Here is an 18289-nt window from a genome sequence, read left to right as displayed (position 1 = left end):
TTTGCCGATTCACATAATAAATCAGGGGTCATAGACGGGTTCTCCTTATAAAAATACTGTTCTCTACAAGTATTTTCGTCTATGACCCTGTTTTACTTTAACTTTTATATCACTCCTCAAAATAATTATTCAACAAAGCAAAAATCCCCCTATTTCCCCCTTTGTCAAAGCGGAATTAAGGGGGATTTAACTCCTGAAAGAACTTATGAAACCGCTTCTAGTTATAATCACCGGAATATAAGCTATATTCAACTGAATATAACTCATATCCTCAAGGTTATAACTCGTAACCTTAAGACCACAACCTTTGGCAGTAATGCCACAACTCGGGGCTTTAATGCCATAACTCGGGGCTTCAATGCCATAACCTGTGGCGAATACGCTATCAGGTATGCGAGGGACGCTTCCCACTGCTTGTAACCCTTGATTTTCTTATGTTGTACGGCGCACTTTTCCAATTTTCTCTGTTCTCACTTAGTTTAATTTGATTTCCCGTCGCACCCCCTATTCCAAGTGCTTTGACCGGTCCGGATAGGGGTTAGGAGGGGGGTATAGGGTAGGTGGGTATAGGGGGTGGTGATACCGGCTCCGGGTGGTTCAGGCTATTTTATTCCCTCCGGATAGAAAATCCATATACTCCCTTTCCGGGTTCGGGATACTCCGGATAGGGGTATGGCAGGGGGTATAGGGTATACGGGTAGGGAGGGGGTAGATTACTTATCCGGTAGGGTGCGAAATCTTTAGCCGTTCCAAAGTTTATAGGATTCAGATTGATATGATTCTTTCCGCAGTAAATACTTCTGATAATTAGCCTGCTTGTAATTAATAAACGAGGATATAAAGCTAAATCGCTTTACTTCGGGCGGAGCGAGTTACGTGGATTTCGTCCCCGAGAATCGGGACTCCGTTCTACTACGCAAGGAGAACGGGCCCTTTTACAAGGACGTTCCGCGGTTGTTCCTTGAGGTAAAAGTCAGTTAGGGGTAAATGCATATCCCGACACTACCGCGGACCCCCGACATCCGTCGGGGGACGCATGATTATGTTTTTATTGCAGATGTGGGATGCCTGAATGATGCTAACGTTTGAGGTGGGTAGTGAGTAGTGAGGATGGGGCGGTCTTTTGGTTGCTCTCTTTCATTTTAACCAATCAAATCAGTTAGCTTATCCAAAAACGTGTCGGCATATTGTTGTTGACATATTGCCGATTATTGTTACAATAAGGCTGGTTATGGAGGAATCCAAGAATCATCAATTTAGTGATTTCTGGGCTTTATCACGCAGGATTTTAGACTATGCTTTGAGGGGTGTTCCACGCATAGAATTCTTAAAGGGAATAGCCAGGATTCTCCTTAATTTTTCCGCGTGCGACACGGTCGAATTACGCGTGACAGAAGGCCCGATGTATTACCGCTTCGCCGCCCGGTTTCATCCGGAAGAATCTTTTAAGTTTGAAACCTTCCCGGTCCACCAGGATAAAAAAGGTGAGTTCGTCTACGAATCCCCGGAAAACACCGTGGATGACAAGCTCTTTAACGACCTCTTCAGCGGTAATTTCAATCCGGCACTGCCTTTTTTCACCAAGCACGGCAGTTTCTGGACAGGCAACGCCGGGAAGGATTTGAAAACGCCAGTTGTTTGCGGGGAACAGAATAAAAAATCGTTGGAAGACAATTGCCAATCCATGGCAATGATTCCGTTTATCATAGATGAGAAAAACCGCGGCATACTCCAGTTAAAATGCAAGCCTTCTGACCATATTAAGCCGCATGATATAGAACTATATGAACAGGTGGGCCAGATACTGGGTGTTTCCATCGCCAATCGGCGTGCCCAGGCTGCCTTGAGGGAGCGTGTTAAGGAATTAACCTGCCTTTACGGAATTGCCGGGCTGGTCAGCCAGCTTAATCTTTCGCTTGACGGCATTCTTCAGGGAATCGTGAATTTATTGCCGCCGGCCTTCCAATACCCGGATACCGCTTCAGGCAGGATTGTGCTTGACGGCAAGGCATATTCCACCATGAATTTCGCGGAAACTGACCGGAAACTTTATTCGGCTATTTTCGTCCGCGGGGAAAAACGGGGAACGATTGAAGTCGTTTACACTAAAATGGCGGGCGAAACAGAAAGGGTGCTTTTTCTTAGGGAGGAACAGAGCCTTTTGGATACTATTGCGCGCCAGATTGCCCTTTTGATAGAACGCCGTTATGCCGAAGATGACCGGATAAGGCTCCAGGAACAATTGCGCCATGCGGATAGGTTAGCCACCATCGGCCAGCTTTCCGCCGGTGTGGCACATGAAATAAACGAGCCCTTGAGCGATATACTCGGCTTTGCACAACTTGCCGCAAAAAGTCCGGACTTGCCCGCGCAGGCCGCGCAGGATATAGAAAAAATAATCAAGGCGTCTTTGCATACCAGGGAAGTGATAAGGAAGCTTATGCTTTTTGCCCGGCAGATGCCGATAAGGAAATCGCGTGTTAACCTTAATCAGGTCGTCCAGGAAGGGCTTTATTTCCTGGAATCGCGCTGCCAGAAAGAAGGCGTGAAGCTTATCCGCGAATTCGACAGCGAAATACCGGATATCGTCGCCGACCATTCACAACTGCACCAGGTGCTGGTCAATTTAGTGGTGAATGCCATCCAGGCGATGCCTTCAGGCGGCGCTTTGACCGTCCGGACCGAGGCGGTCAACAAGCACGTGCTCCTGACCGTTTCCGATACCGGTGTCGGTATGAGCGACGATACGATTAAAAAGGTTTTTATTCCGTTTTTTACCACTAAGGAAGTGGGGCAGGGAACGGGTTTGGGGCTTTCGGTCGTCCACGGGATTGTTGCCGCGCACGGCGGCTCGATAAATGTCAAAAGCGCGCCGGACAAAGGAGCCTGCTTTGAAGTGAGATTTCCCATAGATGATTTTACCTCAACCGAAGGAGTCGAAGAGTAGTATGGAAACAGCAGTCGTAAAAGAAAGTATTTTGGTGGTGGATGATGCTCCGGACACCCTGGAGTTATTGCGCCGTAATTTGACAAGCCAGGGCTACCAGGTTTTTACCGCACCGAACGTCCGTGAGGCAATAACCATTTTCGAAGATAACCCGCTGGATTTGGTGATTACCGACCTTAAAATGCCCGGCGCGAACGGGCTTGATTTGATAAAACATATCCGGGAAAATTCCCACGAAACCGAGGTAATGATGATTACCGGATACGCTTCCATTAACGGCGCGGTCGAGGCGATGAAGACCGGCGCCGAAGAATACCTTTCCAAGCCTTTTACGGATGATGAATTATCATCGGCCGTGCGCCGGACCCTGGATAAATTGCGCATTAGAAAGACCGCACTGGGACAGGGCCATTGCACGCCGCGCACCCCGCAGGGTATTATCGGAGAATCCGAAGCGATGCAAAAAGTATTTAGCGCCATCAGCAAGGCCGCGTCTACCACCGCCACGGTCCTGATTTTCGGGGAAAGCGGGACGGGCAAGGAGCTGGTTGCCCGGGCGATTCATTACAGCAGTTCACGAGCCTCAGCCCCGTTTATCCCGGTAAATTGCGGCGGGATACCGGAAACCCTGTTGGAGAGCGAGCTTTTCGGTTATGTCAAGGGCGCTTTTACCGGCGCCACGGAATCGCGCCTCGGATTTTTCCAGACCGCGGACGGGGGCTCGATTTTTCTGGATGAAATAAGCGAGACCACCCCGGCCATGCAGGTCAAGCTCTTGAGGGTCCTTCAGGAAAAAGAAGTCTGCATGATAGGCTCCAGCCAGTCAAGGAAAGTGAACATCCGGATAATCTCTTCCACCAATAAAGATTTGCAGGCGCTGGTAAAGAAAAATATCTTCCGGGAGGATTTATTTTACCGCCTGAATATCATCATGATTGAATTGCCTCCGTTAAGGGAGCGGGACGATGATATTTTGCTTTTGATAAACCATTTTATCGCTAAGTTCGCCCGTGAAAGCGGCAAGACAGTCCCCACTTTTTCCGACGAGGCTTTACAGGTGCTTAAAAACTATCACTGGCCGGGTAATGTCCGGGAATTGGAAAATGTAATCCAGAGAATGGTGGTCATGACGGACGGTAATGCCATCGGCGTTCCTGATCTGCCGAGCTTGATGAGGTTTTCAGCCTTGAATGTTTCTGATTCAGTTAAAACAAAGCCCACCAAGACATTGTCCCAAATGGAATCAGAATACATCAAGAATGTCCTGTCAAGCGTTGGAGGCAATAAAACCAAAGCCGCTGAAATACTCGGTATTGACAGGAAAACACTGCGCGACAGGCTGCCCAAATAAACCCCTATCACCGGGTTGTTATTCCCCAGCCGGGGAGAATTTCCCCGCCAGACTCACTATAATTTTAATAATAATATTTTGCCAGTATTTTAGCGATCATATCTAACTTCTTGATTTTCTGGCAGTTCAATAGTCAGTCCGCAAAGTGAGCCTGTTTTTCCCATTCTTGGCACGCTAATTGCTATATTGTAGGTAATAATCGGGGATAAGCACGCTACGCTGAATTCCCAAATCTCCTTTCTAGGGGAGAGCGAAGACCCATCAGAACCTTCGCTCTCTCCGGGAGAACTCCGCGGAGTGAGTAAGGAAAGAAGCGTGCGGCTGAATTTCCAGTTATGGAAAAAGCGTAGCCACCAATGTCCCTTAATAAAGAAAAGGAGGCTACTATATATGACAAAAGCTGCAGAACGTAAAGATTTGTGTGTAAACTGCAAGAATATCCCGGAGTGTTCCCTTCATAATTCAACGGATAAACCGGTGCAACACTGCAATGAATATGAATGTCTTCCCGGTGGCTCGGGACTGAATCTTGCTTCAAACCCAAATGCAATGATGGAAAAGAATTCACGCCAGTATAAAGGGCTCTGCATGAATTGCGAAAACCGCGAGACCTGCAACCGTCCCCAACCCGAAGGCGGAATCTGCCATTGCGAAGAATACAGATAAGGGATTGTTAAAGGATTATTGAATAGTTAGCTTCTTAGTTTTCGCGCCGAGAAAGAAAGGGGGGCCTGAATGACTACGAAAGACACCAACGGGAAACTGATTGAAAAACTGATGGCGAGGTATAACGGCAGGAAAGATGTGTTGATTTCGCTGTTACAGGATATCCAGTCGGAAAATAACTGGCTTTCCGAGGAATCCATCCGCGATGTCGCCCAAAAGCTGCGGCTTCCCCTGACCGATGTTTACGGGGTGGCGACTTTCTTCAAGGCGTTCAGCCTTAAGCCCAGGGGCAAGCATATCGTCACCGCATGCCTGGGCACGGCCTGCCACGTCCGCGGCGCACCGCGCCTGGTGGATGAATTGCAGAAAATACTCGGTGTGGAGCCGGGGGAAACCACTCCTGATAAAATGTTTACCCTTGAAACAGTCAATTGTCTGGGCGCCTGTGCATTAGGTCCGGTCGTGGTGATTGACGGCGTTTACCACGGGCATGCCACTAAATCCAAAGTTAAACTGCTGATAGAAGAAATGCGAAAGAGTAAACAAATAAAGAAAAGAAATGAATATGACAAAGATAAAAAACTTCAAAGCGCTTGATGAATTAAGGTTAAAACTGGCCGGACAAAGGGAATATGATATTACATATAGTACCATTTGTGCGGGTACCGGCTGCCGTGCTTGGGGAGCGGAAAACGTGGTGGATGTTTTTAACAAGGCTATCGCTTTCCACAAGCTCGAGAAAAAAGTCAAGGTCAAGATGACCGGCTGCCACGGCTTTTGCGAGAAAGGCCCGATCAGTGTGATTAAGCCGGAAGGAATATTTTATCAGAATATAAAAGTTGAGGATATCGAAGAAATCGTTTCCGAGACAATCGCTAATAAAAAGGTCATAGAACGCCTGCTTTATGTCGACCCCTCGACAGGCAAGAAAGTGACTTACGAAAAAGACGTGCCGTTTTATAACCGCCAGCAGAGATTGATTCTGGGTAATAACGGCGTAATCGATCCGACGAGCATTGAGGATTACATTGCCATCGGTGGTTATTCGGCCCTGGCAAAGGTCCTTTCTTCATCATCCCCTGAAAAGGTGATAGAGGAAGTGAGGAAATCCGGACTGCGCGGGCGCGGTGGCGCCGGATTCCCGACCGGCCTTAAATGGGATTTATGCCGCAAATCAAAAGGCGACGTCAAATACATTATATGTAACGGAGACGAAGGCGATCCGGGCGCCTATATGGACAGGAGCGTCTTGGAAGGAAATCCGCATTCTGTTTTGGAAGGCATGCTTATAGGGGCTTTCGCTATCGGTTCGTCAAAAGGATTTTTCTATGTGCGCAGCGAATATCCGCTGGCCGTCCAGAATGTCGGAATCGCCCTCGAACAGGCCCGCAAATACGGATTGCTGGGCGAGAATATTCTAGGGAGTAATTTCAGCTTTGATGCCCAGATAAACCGTGGGGCAGGCGCATTTGTCTGCGGGGAAGAAACCGCCTTGATTGCATCCATCGAAGGCAAGCGCGGCGAACCGCACCAGAGGCCGCCTTTCCCGGCGCAGAAAGGGCTTTGGGGGAAACCCACTAATATTAATAACGTCGAAACTTGGGCGAACGTTCCCATTATCATTAACAAGGGCGCCGATTGGTTTGCCGCTATCGGCACGGAAAAGAGCAAGGGCACCAAGATTTTCTCTTTGGTCGGAAAGATAAACAATACGGGACTCGTGGAAATCCCGATGGGGACGAGCTTGGGCCAGATTATTTTCGATATCGGCGGCGGCATTCCCAAGGGACGGCAGTTTAAAGCCGTCCAGACCGGCGGTCCTTCAGGCGGATGCATCCCGAATAATATGCTTAACCTGCCCGTGGATTATGAAAAGCTTGCCGAGGTCGGCTCTATCATGGGCTCGGGCGGCATGATTGTCATGGATGAAAATACCTGCATGGTGGACATCTCCAAATATTTCCTCACGTTCCTTTTGGATGAATCATGCGGCAAATGCTATACCTGCCGCAAAGGTATCCAGAGGATGCTGGAAATAGTTACGGATATCACCAAAGGGCAGAGCAAGCTTTCACAGATAGATTTGATAAAGGAACTGGCGCAGGTGGTCAAGGATACGACCATGTGCGGCCTGGGACAGACAGCGGCTAATCCCGTATTAAGCACCCTGCGTTATTTCCAGAGCGAATATGAAAATCACATTACCAAAAAGAGATGCCAGGCCGGGGTCTGCAAGGAACTGGTTTCGTCCCCGTGCCAGCATATCTGTCCCATCGGTACCGAGGCCTCGGTTTATACGGCCTTGATTGCTCACGGGCGTTTCAAAGAGGCCTATGATATCGTGATGAAGGATAATCCTTTGCCCAGCGTTTGCGGCCGGGTTTGCTCGCATCCTTGCGAGATAAAATGCCGTGCCGGCGACGCGGGCGAGGCCGTTGCCATCCGCGCCTTAAAACGTTTTGCCGTTGATAACGGTTATAAGGAAAAATATAATTACAAGCCAAAAACCGCTGCACAGAAGAAGGAGAAGGTGGCGGTTATCGGCTCCGGTCCGGCCGGACTGGCCGCGGCATGGGCGCTGGCGATTAAAGGCTACGGCGTGACGGTTTTCGAAGCGCTACCCGTAGCAGGTGGAATGTTGGCCGTCAGCATCCCGTCATACAGGCTGCCGAAAGATATCCTTAACCGGGATATTGAGTCTATCAAGAAATTAGGCGTGACCATAAAGACCAACTGCCGTTTAGGAAAAGATATTACGATAGACAGCCTGAAAAAGGAAGGTTTCAACGCGATATTTATCGCGACCGGAACCCATAAAGGGAAGCATTTGGGAATTAACGGCGAAACCGCCGAAGGCGTGCTTGATGCGCTAGATTTCCTAAGAGAAGTCAATCTGAGCATCAAGTCCAATATCGGGAAAAATGTCGGGGTTATCGGCGGCGGCAATGCCGCGATTGACGCGGCGCGCACGGCGGCCCGCTTGAACGCGGATGTAACCATCATTTACCGGCGCACCAAGGCCGAAATGCCGGCTTTGAAAGAGGAAATCGAGAGTGCCCTGGAAGAGGGCATTAAAATATTATTGCTGACCGCCCCGGTGCGTATTATCACGAGAAATAACAAGCTAGTTGAGTTGGAATGTTCCAAGATGCAGTTGGGCGATTTTGATGAAAGTGGCCGCCGGAAACCCATTCCGCTTCCCAATTCCGAAGTTAAGATTCCGGTGGATACGCTACTGGTCGCGGTTGGTGAAGAAGCCGACCCATCATTTATGGATACGCCTTCGTTAAAGAGGTTGGTTTCCAAAAACAAGACCATCACGGTTAATCCGGAAACAATGGCGACCGATGAAGAAGGCGTCTTTGCGGGAGGCGACGCGGTCACCGGACCGAGCACAGTTATCGAAGCGATGGCGGCCGGCAAGGTTGCGGCCGAATCAATTGACCAGTATCTCCAGAAAAAGCCGGTGGCAAGGGAATATAAACTGACCCGTCCCTCGATATATATCGATGCGGTTGAAATATCAGAAGAAGAAATGCTTACCGCCAAGCGCGCCAAAGTTCCGGTCATTCCGGTAAAGGAGCGCCAGGGCAGCTTTAAGGAAGTGGATTGCGTCCTGACCAAAGAGGAAGCGGTCAAGGAAGCCCGGCGCTGCTTGAGGTGCGAATTGGAGCTGGTAAAGAAAAATGATGATACTAAACCTAATAAAGAGAAAGAATTAGTGAGTTCTGATATATGATTAACTTAAAAATTAACAACGTTGCTGTCCAGGTGGAAAATGGGACTACCATATTGGAAGCCGCCAGGTTCCTGGGGTTTCCTATCCCCACGCTTTGCTATATGGATGGGCTTTCTCCTTACGGTACCTGCCGCCTGTGCGTGGTGGAAATCGGGGAAGGGCCGAGAGCCAAACTCGTTTCTTCATGCACCTATCCGGTTGAGGAAGGCTTGAAAGTCCGTACCGCTTCGGAAAGGGTGATTAAAGCCAGGCGGATAGTCATCGAACTCCTGCTCGGTTCCTGCCCGCAATCCAAACAGATTCAGGATTTGGCTTCTTCTTACGGCGTGCGCCAGCAAAGGTTCAAGCAGGAACACGAAACCTGCATACTCTGCGGGCTGTGCGTCCGGATGTGTAAGGAGCAGATGGCGGCGCAGGCAATTGGGTTTAACGGGCGCGGCAATAAGCGGACTATCAATACGCCATTTAATATCAAATCTGAAGTCTGCCGCCTGTGCGGAGGATGCATGTATGTTTGTCCGGCCTGCCAGCTCAGGTGCACTTATAACCAGCCGGATAAAGCGATTTGCGGCGGATGCGCCAATCTGGAACCGCCCTGTCTGGAAAAGGAAAAGTTTGATGATATGATGTGTTATATGTCACCTTGTGTGGCTTGTGAAATAAAGAAAGATTAAAAAGGAGGAGGAATATGTCACTTTCTAAGACGAATGCAACAGCGGCCACCCTGACCAAAAACAGGACCGAAGGCTCGGTCATCCCGGCATCCGGCATGTGCGTAACATGCGTGGACGGGTGCATCGGCATGTGCGAAATCGGTAAATCCGCCTACCGGGGGCATGAAGTCATCTATCCGCAGCCCTTTGGCGTCATCACTTCGGCCGGGGAAAAATCATATCCGGTAGATTATTCCCACTTTAATATCATCAGCGGCGTCATCGGCGCGCAGGGAATCGAAGCGGATAGCGACAAGGCGATTTTCCCGAACGTCAAGCTTGAGCTGGCCATCGGCCATGATAAAGGTCTAAAATTTAAATATCCGTGGGTGATTTCCGGCATCGGCTCGACCGATATCGCCAAGAATAACTGGGAAGGTTTAGCAATCGGCTCGGCTATTTCCGGCACACCCCTGACCATCGGCGAAAACGTCGTCGGCATGGACCCGCAGTCCGTCATAAAGAACGGGCGCGTCATGGATACCGTGGATTTAAAACGCCGGGTAAAACTTTATACGGATAGCCAGCGTGACGGTTACGGTGCCATTATTGTCCAGGCGAATGTCGAAGACGGACGTTTGGGCGTCCAGGAATACGCCATTGAAAAGCTCGGCGTGACCTGCGTGGAGCTAAAGTGGGGGCAGGGCGCGAAGAATATCGGCGGCGAAGTGAAAATCCGGGATTTGAAGAAGGCCCAGATGCTCTACGAGCGTGGTTATGTCGTGTTGCCCAACCCGAAAGATCCGAACGTCATCCGGGCGTATGATAAAGGCGCCTTTAAGGAATTCGAGCGCCATTCAAGGGTCGGCATGGTTTCCGAAGAAGGTTTTGCCCAGCGCGTGGAAGAGTTGCGTAAGGCAGGCGCCAAGTATATCTTCCTGAAGACCGGCGCTTATCGCCCGGCCGCACTGGCTCTGGCCATGAAATTCGCCTCCAAATATAAAATCGACCTCCTGACCGTGGACGCGGCAGGCGGCGGCACCGGAATGAGCCCGTGGAAGATGATGAATGAATGGGGCGTTCCACCGGTTGAGCTGCACTCGCTCGTTTATAAGTATGCCAAGATGCTGGCTGAAAAGAAAGCATATCTCCCGGCGATTGCCGTAAACGGCGGCTTTAGCTTTGAAGACCAGATTTTCAAGGGGCTGGCTATGGGAGCCCCGTTTGTCAAGATGATCGGCATGGCACGCGCTCCGATAGCCGCGGCGATGGTAGGCAAGAATATCGGCCGGGCGATTGATGAGCAGCAGCTGCCGGTTTATGTGGAAAGGTTCGGCTCAAGCAAAGATGAAATCTTCGTGACGGCCGCTAACCTGCGCAAAGAACTGGGTGATGCGGAATTCGAGAAGATGCCCGCTGGCGCCATCGGCCTTTACACCTATTATGAAAGGCTGGCACAGGGCCTGCGCCAGTTGATGGCCGGTTGCAGGAAATTCACGCTGGATAATATCTCCCGCGATGATATTATGTCCTTAACGCGCGAAGCAACAGAAATCAGCGGCATTACTTATGTCATGGATGTCGATAAAGCCGAAGCCGAAAAGATAATTAAGTCTTAATTTTAACCATGTACCCTATGTGGTACATGGGGGTTTTTAATAGGTTTTAAAACTGCTCCGTCAGCAAGCCGGGCGGAGCAGTTTGTTTTTGTGGAGATTTGATGGATGGCCTGTCTTGAAATCATTGCGTTTATTTCTTCTTGCGCTTAAGCTCGTCAATTAAATCCCGGATTTCCGCGGCCTTCTCGAATTCCTGTTTCTTGGCGTGCTCGAGCATCTCTTCTTCCAGCTTCATTACCAGCTCCGTTCCCTCATACTGGGAGATATCAAATGAAAACGCCTGCGCCTCAATCTTTTTGGATTCCTCTGCCTGTTCTATTCCTTCCAGTATTGCTTTCTTGATGGTCTTGGGCGTGATATGGTTCTTTTTATTGAAGTCAAGCTGTATTTTCCTACGGCGGTCGGTTTCCGCCATGGCGCGCTTCATGGAGCCGGTTATGTTATCCGCATACAGGATTACCTCACCATTGACATTGCGCGCGGTTCTGCCGACGGTCTGGATGAGCGATGTCTCCGAGCGCAGGAATCCTTCTTTATCCGCGTCCATGATTGCCACCAGCGATACCTCCGGCAAATCCAATCCCTCGCGCAAGAGGTTTACCCCGACCAGGACGTCAAATGTGCCTTTCCGTAAGTCGTTCAATATCTTAACGCGTTCGATGGTTTCTATTTCAGAGTGGAGATACCTGCCCTTAATGCCTTTTTCCTGCATATAGGAACTTAAATCTTCTGCCAGCCGCTTGGTCAGCGTCGTTATCAGCACGCGTTCCTTGTTCTTTATTCTCTGCTGTATGCGTTTGGTCAGGTCAGCCACCTGCCCTTCGGTGGGCTTGACGATAATCGCCGGGTCAACCAATCCGGTCGGGCGGATAATCTGTTCGACCACCTTGTCTTTGGATTTCTCCGCTTCATAATCGCCGGGCGTGGCAGAGACAAAGACCATTTGCTTGACCATGGCTTCCCATTCCGCGAACTTCATCGGGCGGTTATCCAAGGCTGATGGCAGGCGGAATCCGTATTCCACAAGAGTTTCCTTGCGGGAGCGGTCGCCGAAATACATGCCTCTTATTTGCGGGATGGTCACGTGCGATTCATCCACGAATACGAGGTAATCTTTCGGGAAGAAGTCCATCAAAGTGAACGGGCGCTCTCCCGGTTTTCTGCCGCTTAAGTGGCGGGAATAATTTTCTATCCCTTTACAATAACCGACCTCAAGGAGCATTTCGATATCGTAATTCGTCCGCGCGCCCAGGCGCTGGGCTTCCACCAGCTTATTTTGCTTCTTCAGTTCCGCCAGTCTCACTTTAAGCTCGTCCTTGATTGATTGTATTGAGCGCTTTATTTTATCTTCAGGCATGACAAAATGCTTTGCCGGGAAAATAGTCACGGATTCGAATGATTGCATGATATCGCCGGTCAGGCGGTTGGTCTGGCTGATAGTGGCGATTTTGTCGTCATCCATGGTAATCCTGATGACATGCTCGTCATACGCGGGCCAGATTTCTATGGTGTCTCCGCGCACCCGGAAATTGCCGCGGCTTAAGACCGTTTCGTTGCGTTCATACAGGATATCGACCAGCTGTTTCATGATGGATTCGCGCGCGGTTTTATCCCCGATTTTTATGGATACGACCATTTGGGCGTAATCTTCGGGAGAGCCCAGGCCGTATATGCAGGAGACGCTGGCAACGATAATGACATCGCGGCGGGAAAGAAGGGCGCTCGTGGCGGCTAGACGCAGGCGGTCGAGATTCTCATTGATGGAGGCGTCCTTTTCTATATAGATATCGCGCTGGGGGATATATGCCTCAGGCTGGTAATAATCGTAATAGCTGACAAAGTAATGGACGGCGTTATTGGGGAAGAATTCCTTGAATTCGGAGTAGAGCTGGGCGGCTAAGGTTTTATTATGGGAAATAATGAGCGTTGGTTTTCCTGTATTCTGGATGACGTGCGCCATGGAAAAGGTCTTGCCTGAGCCGGTCACGCCCAGGAGCGTTTGGTGGGGGAGCCCGGAATTGATGCCTTCGGTAAGCTTCTTGATAGCCTGTGGCTGGTCGCCTTTGGGGGTCATCTTGGTTGTCAGTTTAAATTCTGTCATATGTTCTGCCACAAAGACACTAAGGCACAAAGACAATAGGATTATTTATTTTCCTCGACATCCACCCCAAGTTCTTTTAGCGTTTTGAGGGCTTGTTCACGAACATTTTTATCTTTGTCTTTTAATAGTTTCTTTATTTCAGGGATTGATTCTTTGTCGTCTAATCGACCTAGTGCATGAACAGCTTCGCGGCGCACAGCTGGAGATTCATCCTTAATCAGGTTATGTATTAAGGGAATAGATTCTTTATCGCCGAGATTAGCAAGGGTTATGGCAGTATAGCTACGCACAAGCCAATCCTCATCCTTTAGTAGTTTCCTTAATGACGCTGATGATTCTTTTATTAATTCACCGTTCCACCGGTCCCCGCGACACAGGTTGATAATGTTTGTCTTTTCGTCTCTGTTTAATCCTATCCCATTATCTAAAAGGACTTCGTTGATAAGGCCAATAATATCATTGGTGGTGATTTCCGTATATTTCCCTTTGCTAGTGAGAGTTCTATTATAGAGTATTTTTTCAATCACTTCAAATTTGGCATGAGAATCAAATAAGAAAAAATCTGAGTATATATTTGGGAATTCAGTTAATAACTCTTGGGAAAACTCAACCCGTTTTCTAACCGCTATTGCCCTGAGGATTTTGTTAGCGCGGTTACGAATTTCAGGGTTGGTGTTTTGAGCGGCTTTGTTAATTGGCGGTTCTATTTCATCCAGCTTTTCTCTGGGCCAGTTTTCCAGAGTTTTCTGCGCCTTTTCCCGTGTTTCCCAGTCGTCTGAGCCCAGATTAGTGATTAGTTGTTGGATGTTGGTTGTTAGTGGGGAATCTTGCGTTGTTGGTTCTTTAGTTTCTTGGTTCTTCGGTTCTTCAGTTATGGTAGTTTCGCATCCAATCATTCCGACCAGCACCAACACGAGCATTAAACGTTTTTTCATATTTCCTCTTTGTGTTTTTTGTGGTTTATTTTGAGCAGTATTTCTTATCTTTTTCTATCTGCCTCAAGAGTTCCGCGGCGTTACGGAATTTCTTTTCCCCACGTATTTTCCTGATTAGTTCTAACTCCACGGTCTTGCCGTAAAGGTTATTATAGGATTTTAATCCTATGATATGGACTTCCACAATCACTTTCTTGCCTTTATCGAAAGTGGGTCTGGTGCCGATATTGGTCAGGGCTTTAAGGTAATGGCCGTTAACGCGCGCGCGGCCCGTATAGACTCCGTTGGGCGGCGCGATTTCGTGGTGCAAATCGAGGTTTGCCGTAGGGATGCCGAGTTTCCTGCCACGTCCGCTTCCCGTGACCACCGTGCCCATCAGGGTAATCGGCCTCCCGAGCATTGCCTTTGCTTCCCTGAGATTTCCTTGGCTTATCGCTTGGCGTATTCTGGTGCTGCTGATGATTTTATCCTTATAATAAACCGGTTGGATGGTTTTTAGGTTTAGATGATATTTTTTGCAGAGCTTCTTTAACAGTGCGAGGTTGCCTTGTTTGTCTTTCCCGAAACGAAGGTTAGAGGTAACGACCAGTCCAAAGATATTAAGCCAGTTCAAAAGTATATCGCGTACAAAGGCTTCAGGTGAAAGATTGCGTAGTCCAGAGGCGAATGGCAAGGCGATGATTTCCTTTATTCCACTATTCCGGAGCAGTGAAAAGCGGTGTTCAAGCGAGGTCAGGGTGGGTGGTTGTTTATCCAGCAGGACTTTATCCGGATGCTCGTAAAAGGTGAGGACAAGCGGAGTACCCCTGGCTTTCTTTGCCCATACGACTACTTTATTGATAAGCTGCTGGTGACCGCGGTGCATCCCGTCAAATATCCCCCAGGTAATGATAGCTTTTTTCATAAGTATTAAACTTCGTATATTATTCTTATTTCGAGCCGAAGTCAATACATTTCTTTTCTTGTAGTTTAACACGAATTACACGAACCTGCCCGAAGGAATCGTTCAGGCGGGTGGGACGAATATTACCCCGAAAGCGTTCGGGGTTTTAATTCGTTCTTATTCGCCCCCTTCGGGGACTCCCTATTAATCGGGGTCCCGCGGAGCGGGGTGTTTGTCTTCCGGTCGTTTTGCTCAGTGAGATTTTATGGTCTTTTTAACTTGATTCTGGGTCGGTTTTGGATTAATATTAGTTATTTAATAAATATTGAAAGGGTTATAAATGAATAAGCTAATATTACCATTGGCTATCGTGGTTTTTATCGGGGTTATATTGTTATATGTAAGCAGTCAGAAACAGAGTGGGTTGAATGCTCCACCTGCCCCGACGCCTAATACGGCAACACCTGGCGTAACTGAGACCCAGCCGAAGAAAGCATTGACTACGTATGAGGAGAAACTGAGTTATATTTACGGATTGGAAATAGGGGGCAATTTTAAGCAGTTGGATAAAGGAGTTGATTTCCAGTCGTTCTGTCAGGGAGTGGACGATTTCCTCAAAGGCAACAAGCCGGTTATTAGCCAGGAAGAAGCAATGGCAATTAGGAATGAATGGGTAGCCAGGCAACAAAGCAAGCAACCGCCGCCATCCGCCCAGATGGCAGAATTAGCCGAGAAAAATCTTAAGGAAGGCGAGGCGTTCCTGGCGGAAAACAAAGGGAAAGAAGGCGTGATGACCACGGCCAGTGGATTGCAGTATGTTATCCTGGTGAAAGGCGATGGCCCACAGCCCAAGCTGACCGATACGGTTCGCGTCCATTACCGCGGGACTTTGATTGACGGCACGGTTTTTGACAGTTCTTATGACCGAGGGGTTCCGGCTGAATTCCAGGTCGGCGGGGTAATCAAAGGGTGGATTGAGGCATTGCAGCTGATGAATGTTGGCAGTAAATACAAGCTTTTTATTCCCTCTAATATTGCTTACGGAATGAATCCGCGGCCGGGCGGTCCGATAGGTCCTAATACAATGCTTATATTCGAAGTTGAGCTTTTGGAAATCGTAACGAAATAATATGGCGGACAATATTTACAAAGGTTATAAAGGCAGGGCGAAGGCCAAACTGATTGAGTTCAACGTCAAGGTTTGGAGCGATGTCGTTGTCAATACCAATAAAGGCGAATTTATCGGTATTATCCTGCCGCGTTCGGAAACCGCGGATGACGAGCATATCGTTTTGAAACTCCGTTCCGGCTATAACACCGGGCTTAATATCGCCAATATCACCTCGATAGAGGAAAAAGGATTTAAGGAAGCCATCTATAAAATACCGGAAAATTTTAAGTCCGACCGATACCGCCTACGTAACCCTTTTGGGAACAGGTGGAACGATTGCTTCGCGCCTTGATTACCGGACTGGTGCGGTGATTCCGGCATTCACTCCGGGAGAATTATACGGGGCCGTACCTGAACTTGCCGATATCTGTAATCTTAAAACCATAAAGCTTTTCGGCGTCTTCAGTGAGAATATGGGGCCGGAACAGTATATAGGCACTGCCCAGGCAATCGGGAAAGAAATTGCCAACGGCGCCGCCGGAATTGTGATAGGGCACGGAACTGATACCATGCACCACACCGCGGCGATACTTTCTTTCATGGTGCAGGATTCGCCTGTGCCGATAGTTATGGTCGGTTCCCAGCGTTCCAGCGACCGCCCGTCAAGCGACGCGGCGCTGAACCTCATAAATTCCGTCCGCACCGCCGCCCATAGCGATGTCGCCGAGGTTATGGTCTGCATGTTCGGGCCCACCAGCGACCAGTATTGCTTGTTGCACCGCGGCACGCGCGTCCGAAAAATGCATTCGAGTTACCGTAGCACCTTCCGCACCATCGGGAATATTCCCATCGGGCTTGTTTCACCCACCGAATTTAAGTTCTTTACGGATAATTACAAGCGCCGCCGGAACGACAGGAAGGTCAAGATAGATACCGCCTTTAACGAGAAGGTCGCCATTGTTTATTATTATCCCAATATGAAGCCGGATATGATAGATTCGCTGATTGATAATGGCTATCAGGGAATCGTGATTGCCGGGACGGGTTTGGGCCACGTCAACAAGCCCTTGTATGCGCCGTTAAAGAAAGCGGTGGATAAAGGGATTACCGTGGTGATGACGGTCCAGACCTTGTGGGGCTATGTCCAGATGTATGTATATGATACGGGCAGGGATTTATTGGACCTTGGGATTATCCCCTGCGATAATATGTTGCCGGAAGTTGCCTATATGAAACTCTGCTGGGTCTTGGGCCACACCACCGACCAGAAGAAGGCGAAAGAGATGATGCTCACTCCGATTGCGCACGAAATAACCGAGCGCGAACCTCACGATGGCTATCTGATTCTCCAGGGCGGTTTGCCCGAGGTCAGCGCCTACATTTCAGGCCATTTGAAATAAGCGATACCGTATAGCAAACAGGGAAAATCAGTATTGCGTAGCTATGGCGGAGTCTCGCCGTTAGGCGGGCTTGCCCGCCGCAGCCAGTAGGTCGTACCGTGAGGGGCAGGAGGGTGTCCCCAGATTTGATTGGAATTCAAATCACTTGAAGAAAAATGACATTATAAACACAACTACCATTAAAATATTTAAAATCAATGTGCGCCATTTTTTAGCCTCTTTTATCTCCTCCGCCTGTTCCTTAAAGCCGAAGAATTTCATGCCATAATATCCGATATTATAAGTGACCAAAATAAATATTAGACTTCCTCTCAGCACAAATATATCTTTTTGAAAACTATCACGAGGTAAACTCATGAGTTTATCATCATTAATATAAAGATAAAGACCGCCCAGCAACGCGCCGATTAAACCGCCACCCACCAACAGAATAAATCTTAGCATCTTTTGTTTCTTTTGAACTTCCATAGACCCCTTACTTAATTAACCTGGCAGAGAGGATGCTCCCCACACACCGCAACTCTTTATTTTCCTGAGATGTTAGGTTCGCTTTTTATAAAATGCCCTGCTATAGGCTTTTAATCCTAATGAGTTCTTAATGGTTATTTTACAAACTATAACTTCCGAGTCAAATATTTAGCTGGTTTCGTCGGCACAGGTAAGGATATGTAAACCGAGCTCGTAATGTTATATGCACGTCCCTGACATGAGCAATGGAAGGAATAGGAATATCCATGCCCGTAGGTATCCCAAGGATACTCTGGGGATATTAGGGCTATACAGACGGCGTATCACTGCATCACAGGATACCTATCCCAAGTCCACAGGGTATATATCCCATGATTAGTAATGCCGTATCACTATATAACTAAGGAGGTATCCTA

Annotated in this window: 12 protein-coding genes and 1 pseudogene; 9 read left to right on the top strand and 4 right to left on the bottom strand. The window is 48.6% G+C overall.

What is annotated here, in order from left to right; genetic code table 11:
- Positions 1–1231 precede the first annotated feature (1231 nt).
- The 7 genes from HY811_07030 (at position 1232) to HY811_07000 (ending at position 10975) form a co-directional block, all read left to right on the top strand.
- Positions 1232–2947 carry a hypothetical protein gene (locus HY811_07030; protein ID MBI4834553.1) on the top strand — a complete coding sequence of 572 codons (1716 nt, stop codon included), beginning with the start codon at positions 1232–1234 and terminating at the stop codon, positions 2945–2947.
- 1 nt (position 2948) lies between these two features.
- Entirely contained in the window at positions 2949–4298 is a 1350-nt protein-coding gene (locus HY811_07025; protein ID MBI4834552.1) for a sigma-54-dependent Fis family transcriptional regulator, read from the top strand.
- Positions 4299–4688: 390 nt separating this feature from the next.
- Positions 4689–4964, top strand: a complete 276-nt coding sequence (locus HY811_07020) for a hypothetical protein (GenBank protein MBI4834551.1) — start codon at positions 4689–4691, stop codon at positions 4962–4964.
- 69 nt (positions 4965–5033) lie between these two features.
- The gene (nuoE, locus tag HY811_07015; protein MBI4834550.1) at positions 5034–5561 is read left to right on the top strand and encodes an NADH-quinone oxidoreductase subunit NuoE; all 528 of its coding nucleotides are present in this window, start codon (positions 5034–5036) and stop codon (positions 5559–5561) included.
- On the top strand, positions 5524–8703 hold the full coding sequence (locus HY811_07010) for an FAD-dependent oxidoreductase (GenBank protein ID MBI4834549.1): 3180 nt from the start codon (positions 5524–5526) through the stop codon (positions 8701–8703). The genes nuoE and HY811_07010 overlap by 38 nt, the downstream gene beginning before the upstream one ends.
- The gene (locus HY811_07005) at positions 8700–9377 is read left to right on the top strand and encodes a (2Fe-2S)-binding protein (protein MBI4834548.1); all 678 of its coding nucleotides are present in this window, start codon (positions 8700–8702) and stop codon (positions 9375–9377) included. The genes HY811_07010 and HY811_07005 overlap by 4 nt, the downstream gene beginning before the upstream one ends.
- Positions 9378–9391: 14 nt before the next feature.
- A complete protein-coding gene (locus HY811_07000) occupies positions 9392–10975 on the top strand; it encodes an FMN-binding glutamate synthase family protein (GenBank protein MBI4834547.1) in 1584 nt (527 codons plus the stop codon).
- A gap of 130 nt (positions 10976–11105) precedes the next feature.
- Here HY811_07000 and uvrB read toward each other — a convergent pair whose 3' ends face one another.
- The 3 genes from uvrB to HY811_06985 are packed head-to-tail and all read right to left on the bottom strand — an operon-like array spanning position 11106 to position 14915.
- Positions 11106–13076 (bottom strand): excinuclease ABC subunit UvrB, encoded by a 1971-nt coding sequence (gene uvrB, locus HY811_06995; GenBank protein MBI4834546.1) that lies wholly within the window; start codon positions 13074–13076, stop codon positions 11106–11108.
- A 41-nt stretch (positions 13077–13117) separates the two neighbouring features.
- On the bottom strand, positions 13118–14011 hold the full coding sequence (locus HY811_06990) for a HEAT repeat domain-containing protein (GenBank protein ID MBI4834545.1): 894 nt from the start codon (positions 14009–14011) through the stop codon (positions 13118–13120).
- 25 nt (positions 14012–14036) lie between these two features.
- Positions 14037–14915, bottom strand: coding sequence for a bifunctional riboflavin kinase/FAD synthetase (locus HY811_06985; protein ID MBI4834544.1), 879 nt, complete (start codon positions 14913–14915; stop codon positions 14037–14039).
- 319 nt (positions 14916–15234) lie between these two features.
- Between HY811_06985 and HY811_06980 the strand changes: the two genes are divergently transcribed.
- Both HY811_06980 and gatD read left to right on the top strand, forming a co-directional pair.
- Positions 15235–16023, top strand: coding sequence for an FKBP-type peptidyl-prolyl cis-trans isomerase (locus tag HY811_06980; GenBank protein MBI4834543.1), 789 nt, complete (start codon positions 15235–15237; stop codon positions 16021–16023).
- A 1-nt stretch (position 16024) separates the two neighbouring features.
- Positions 16025–17405: pseudogene (gatD, locus tag HY811_06975) on the top strand (Glu-tRNA(Gln) amidotransferase subunit GatD).
- Between the two features lie 141 nt (positions 17406–17546).
- On the opposite strand, the gene HY811_06970 reads toward gatD, so the two are convergent.
- Positions 17547–17873 (bottom strand): hypothetical protein, encoded by a 327-nt coding sequence (locus tag HY811_06970; protein MBI4834542.1) that lies wholly within the window; start codon positions 17871–17873, stop codon positions 17547–17549.
- Positions 17874–18289 lie beyond the last annotated feature (416 nt).

The organism is Planctomycetota bacterium (assembly GCA_016207825.1).
GTDB lineage: Bacteria > Planctomycetota > MHYJ01 > JACQXL01 > JACQZI01 > JACQZI01.
This window is presented reverse-complemented; position numbering and strand designations above follow the sequence as displayed.

Coding starts and splice junctions, on each gene's coding strand:
- HY811_07005 (MBI4834548.1), top strand. CDS start 8,700: ATGATTAACTTAAAAATTAACAACGTTGCTGTCCAGGTGGAAAATGGG.
- HY811_07010 (MBI4834549.1), top strand. CDS start 5,524: ATGAATATGACAAAGATAAAAAACTTCAAAGCGCTTGATGAATTAAGG.
- HY811_07025 (MBI4834552.1), top strand. CDS start 2,949: ATGGAAACAGCAGTCGTAAAAGAAAGTATTTTGGTGGTGGATGATGCT.
- HY811_07000 (MBI4834547.1), top strand. CDS start 9,392: ATGTCACTTTCTAAGACGAATGCAACAGCGGCCACCCTGACCAAAAAC.
- nuoE (MBI4834550.1), top strand. CDS start 5,034: ATGACTACGAAAGACACCAACGGGAAACTGATTGAAAAACTGATGGCG.
- uvrB (MBI4834546.1), bottom strand. CDS start 13,076: ATGACAGAATTTAAACTGACAACCAAGATGACCCCCAAAGGCGACCAG.
- HY811_07020 (MBI4834551.1), top strand. CDS start 4,689: ATGACAAAAGCTGCAGAACGTAAAGATTTGTGTGTAAACTGCAAGAAT.
- HY811_06980 (MBI4834543.1), top strand. CDS start 15,235: ATGAATAAGCTAATATTACCATTGGCTATCGTGGTTTTTATCGGGGTT.
- HY811_07030 (MBI4834553.1), top strand. CDS start 1,232: ATGGAGGAATCCAAGAATCATCAATTTAGTGATTTCTGGGCTTTATCA.
- HY811_06990 (MBI4834545.1), bottom strand. CDS start 14,011: ATGAAAAAACGTTTAATGCTCGTGTTGGTGCTGGTCGGAATGATTGGA.
- HY811_06985 (MBI4834544.1), bottom strand. CDS start 14,915: ATGAAAAAAGCTATCATTACCTGGGGGATATTTGACGGGATGCACCGC.
- HY811_06970 (MBI4834542.1), bottom strand. CDS start 17,873: ATGGAAGTTCAAAAGAAACAAAAGATGCTAAGATTTATTCTGTTGGTG.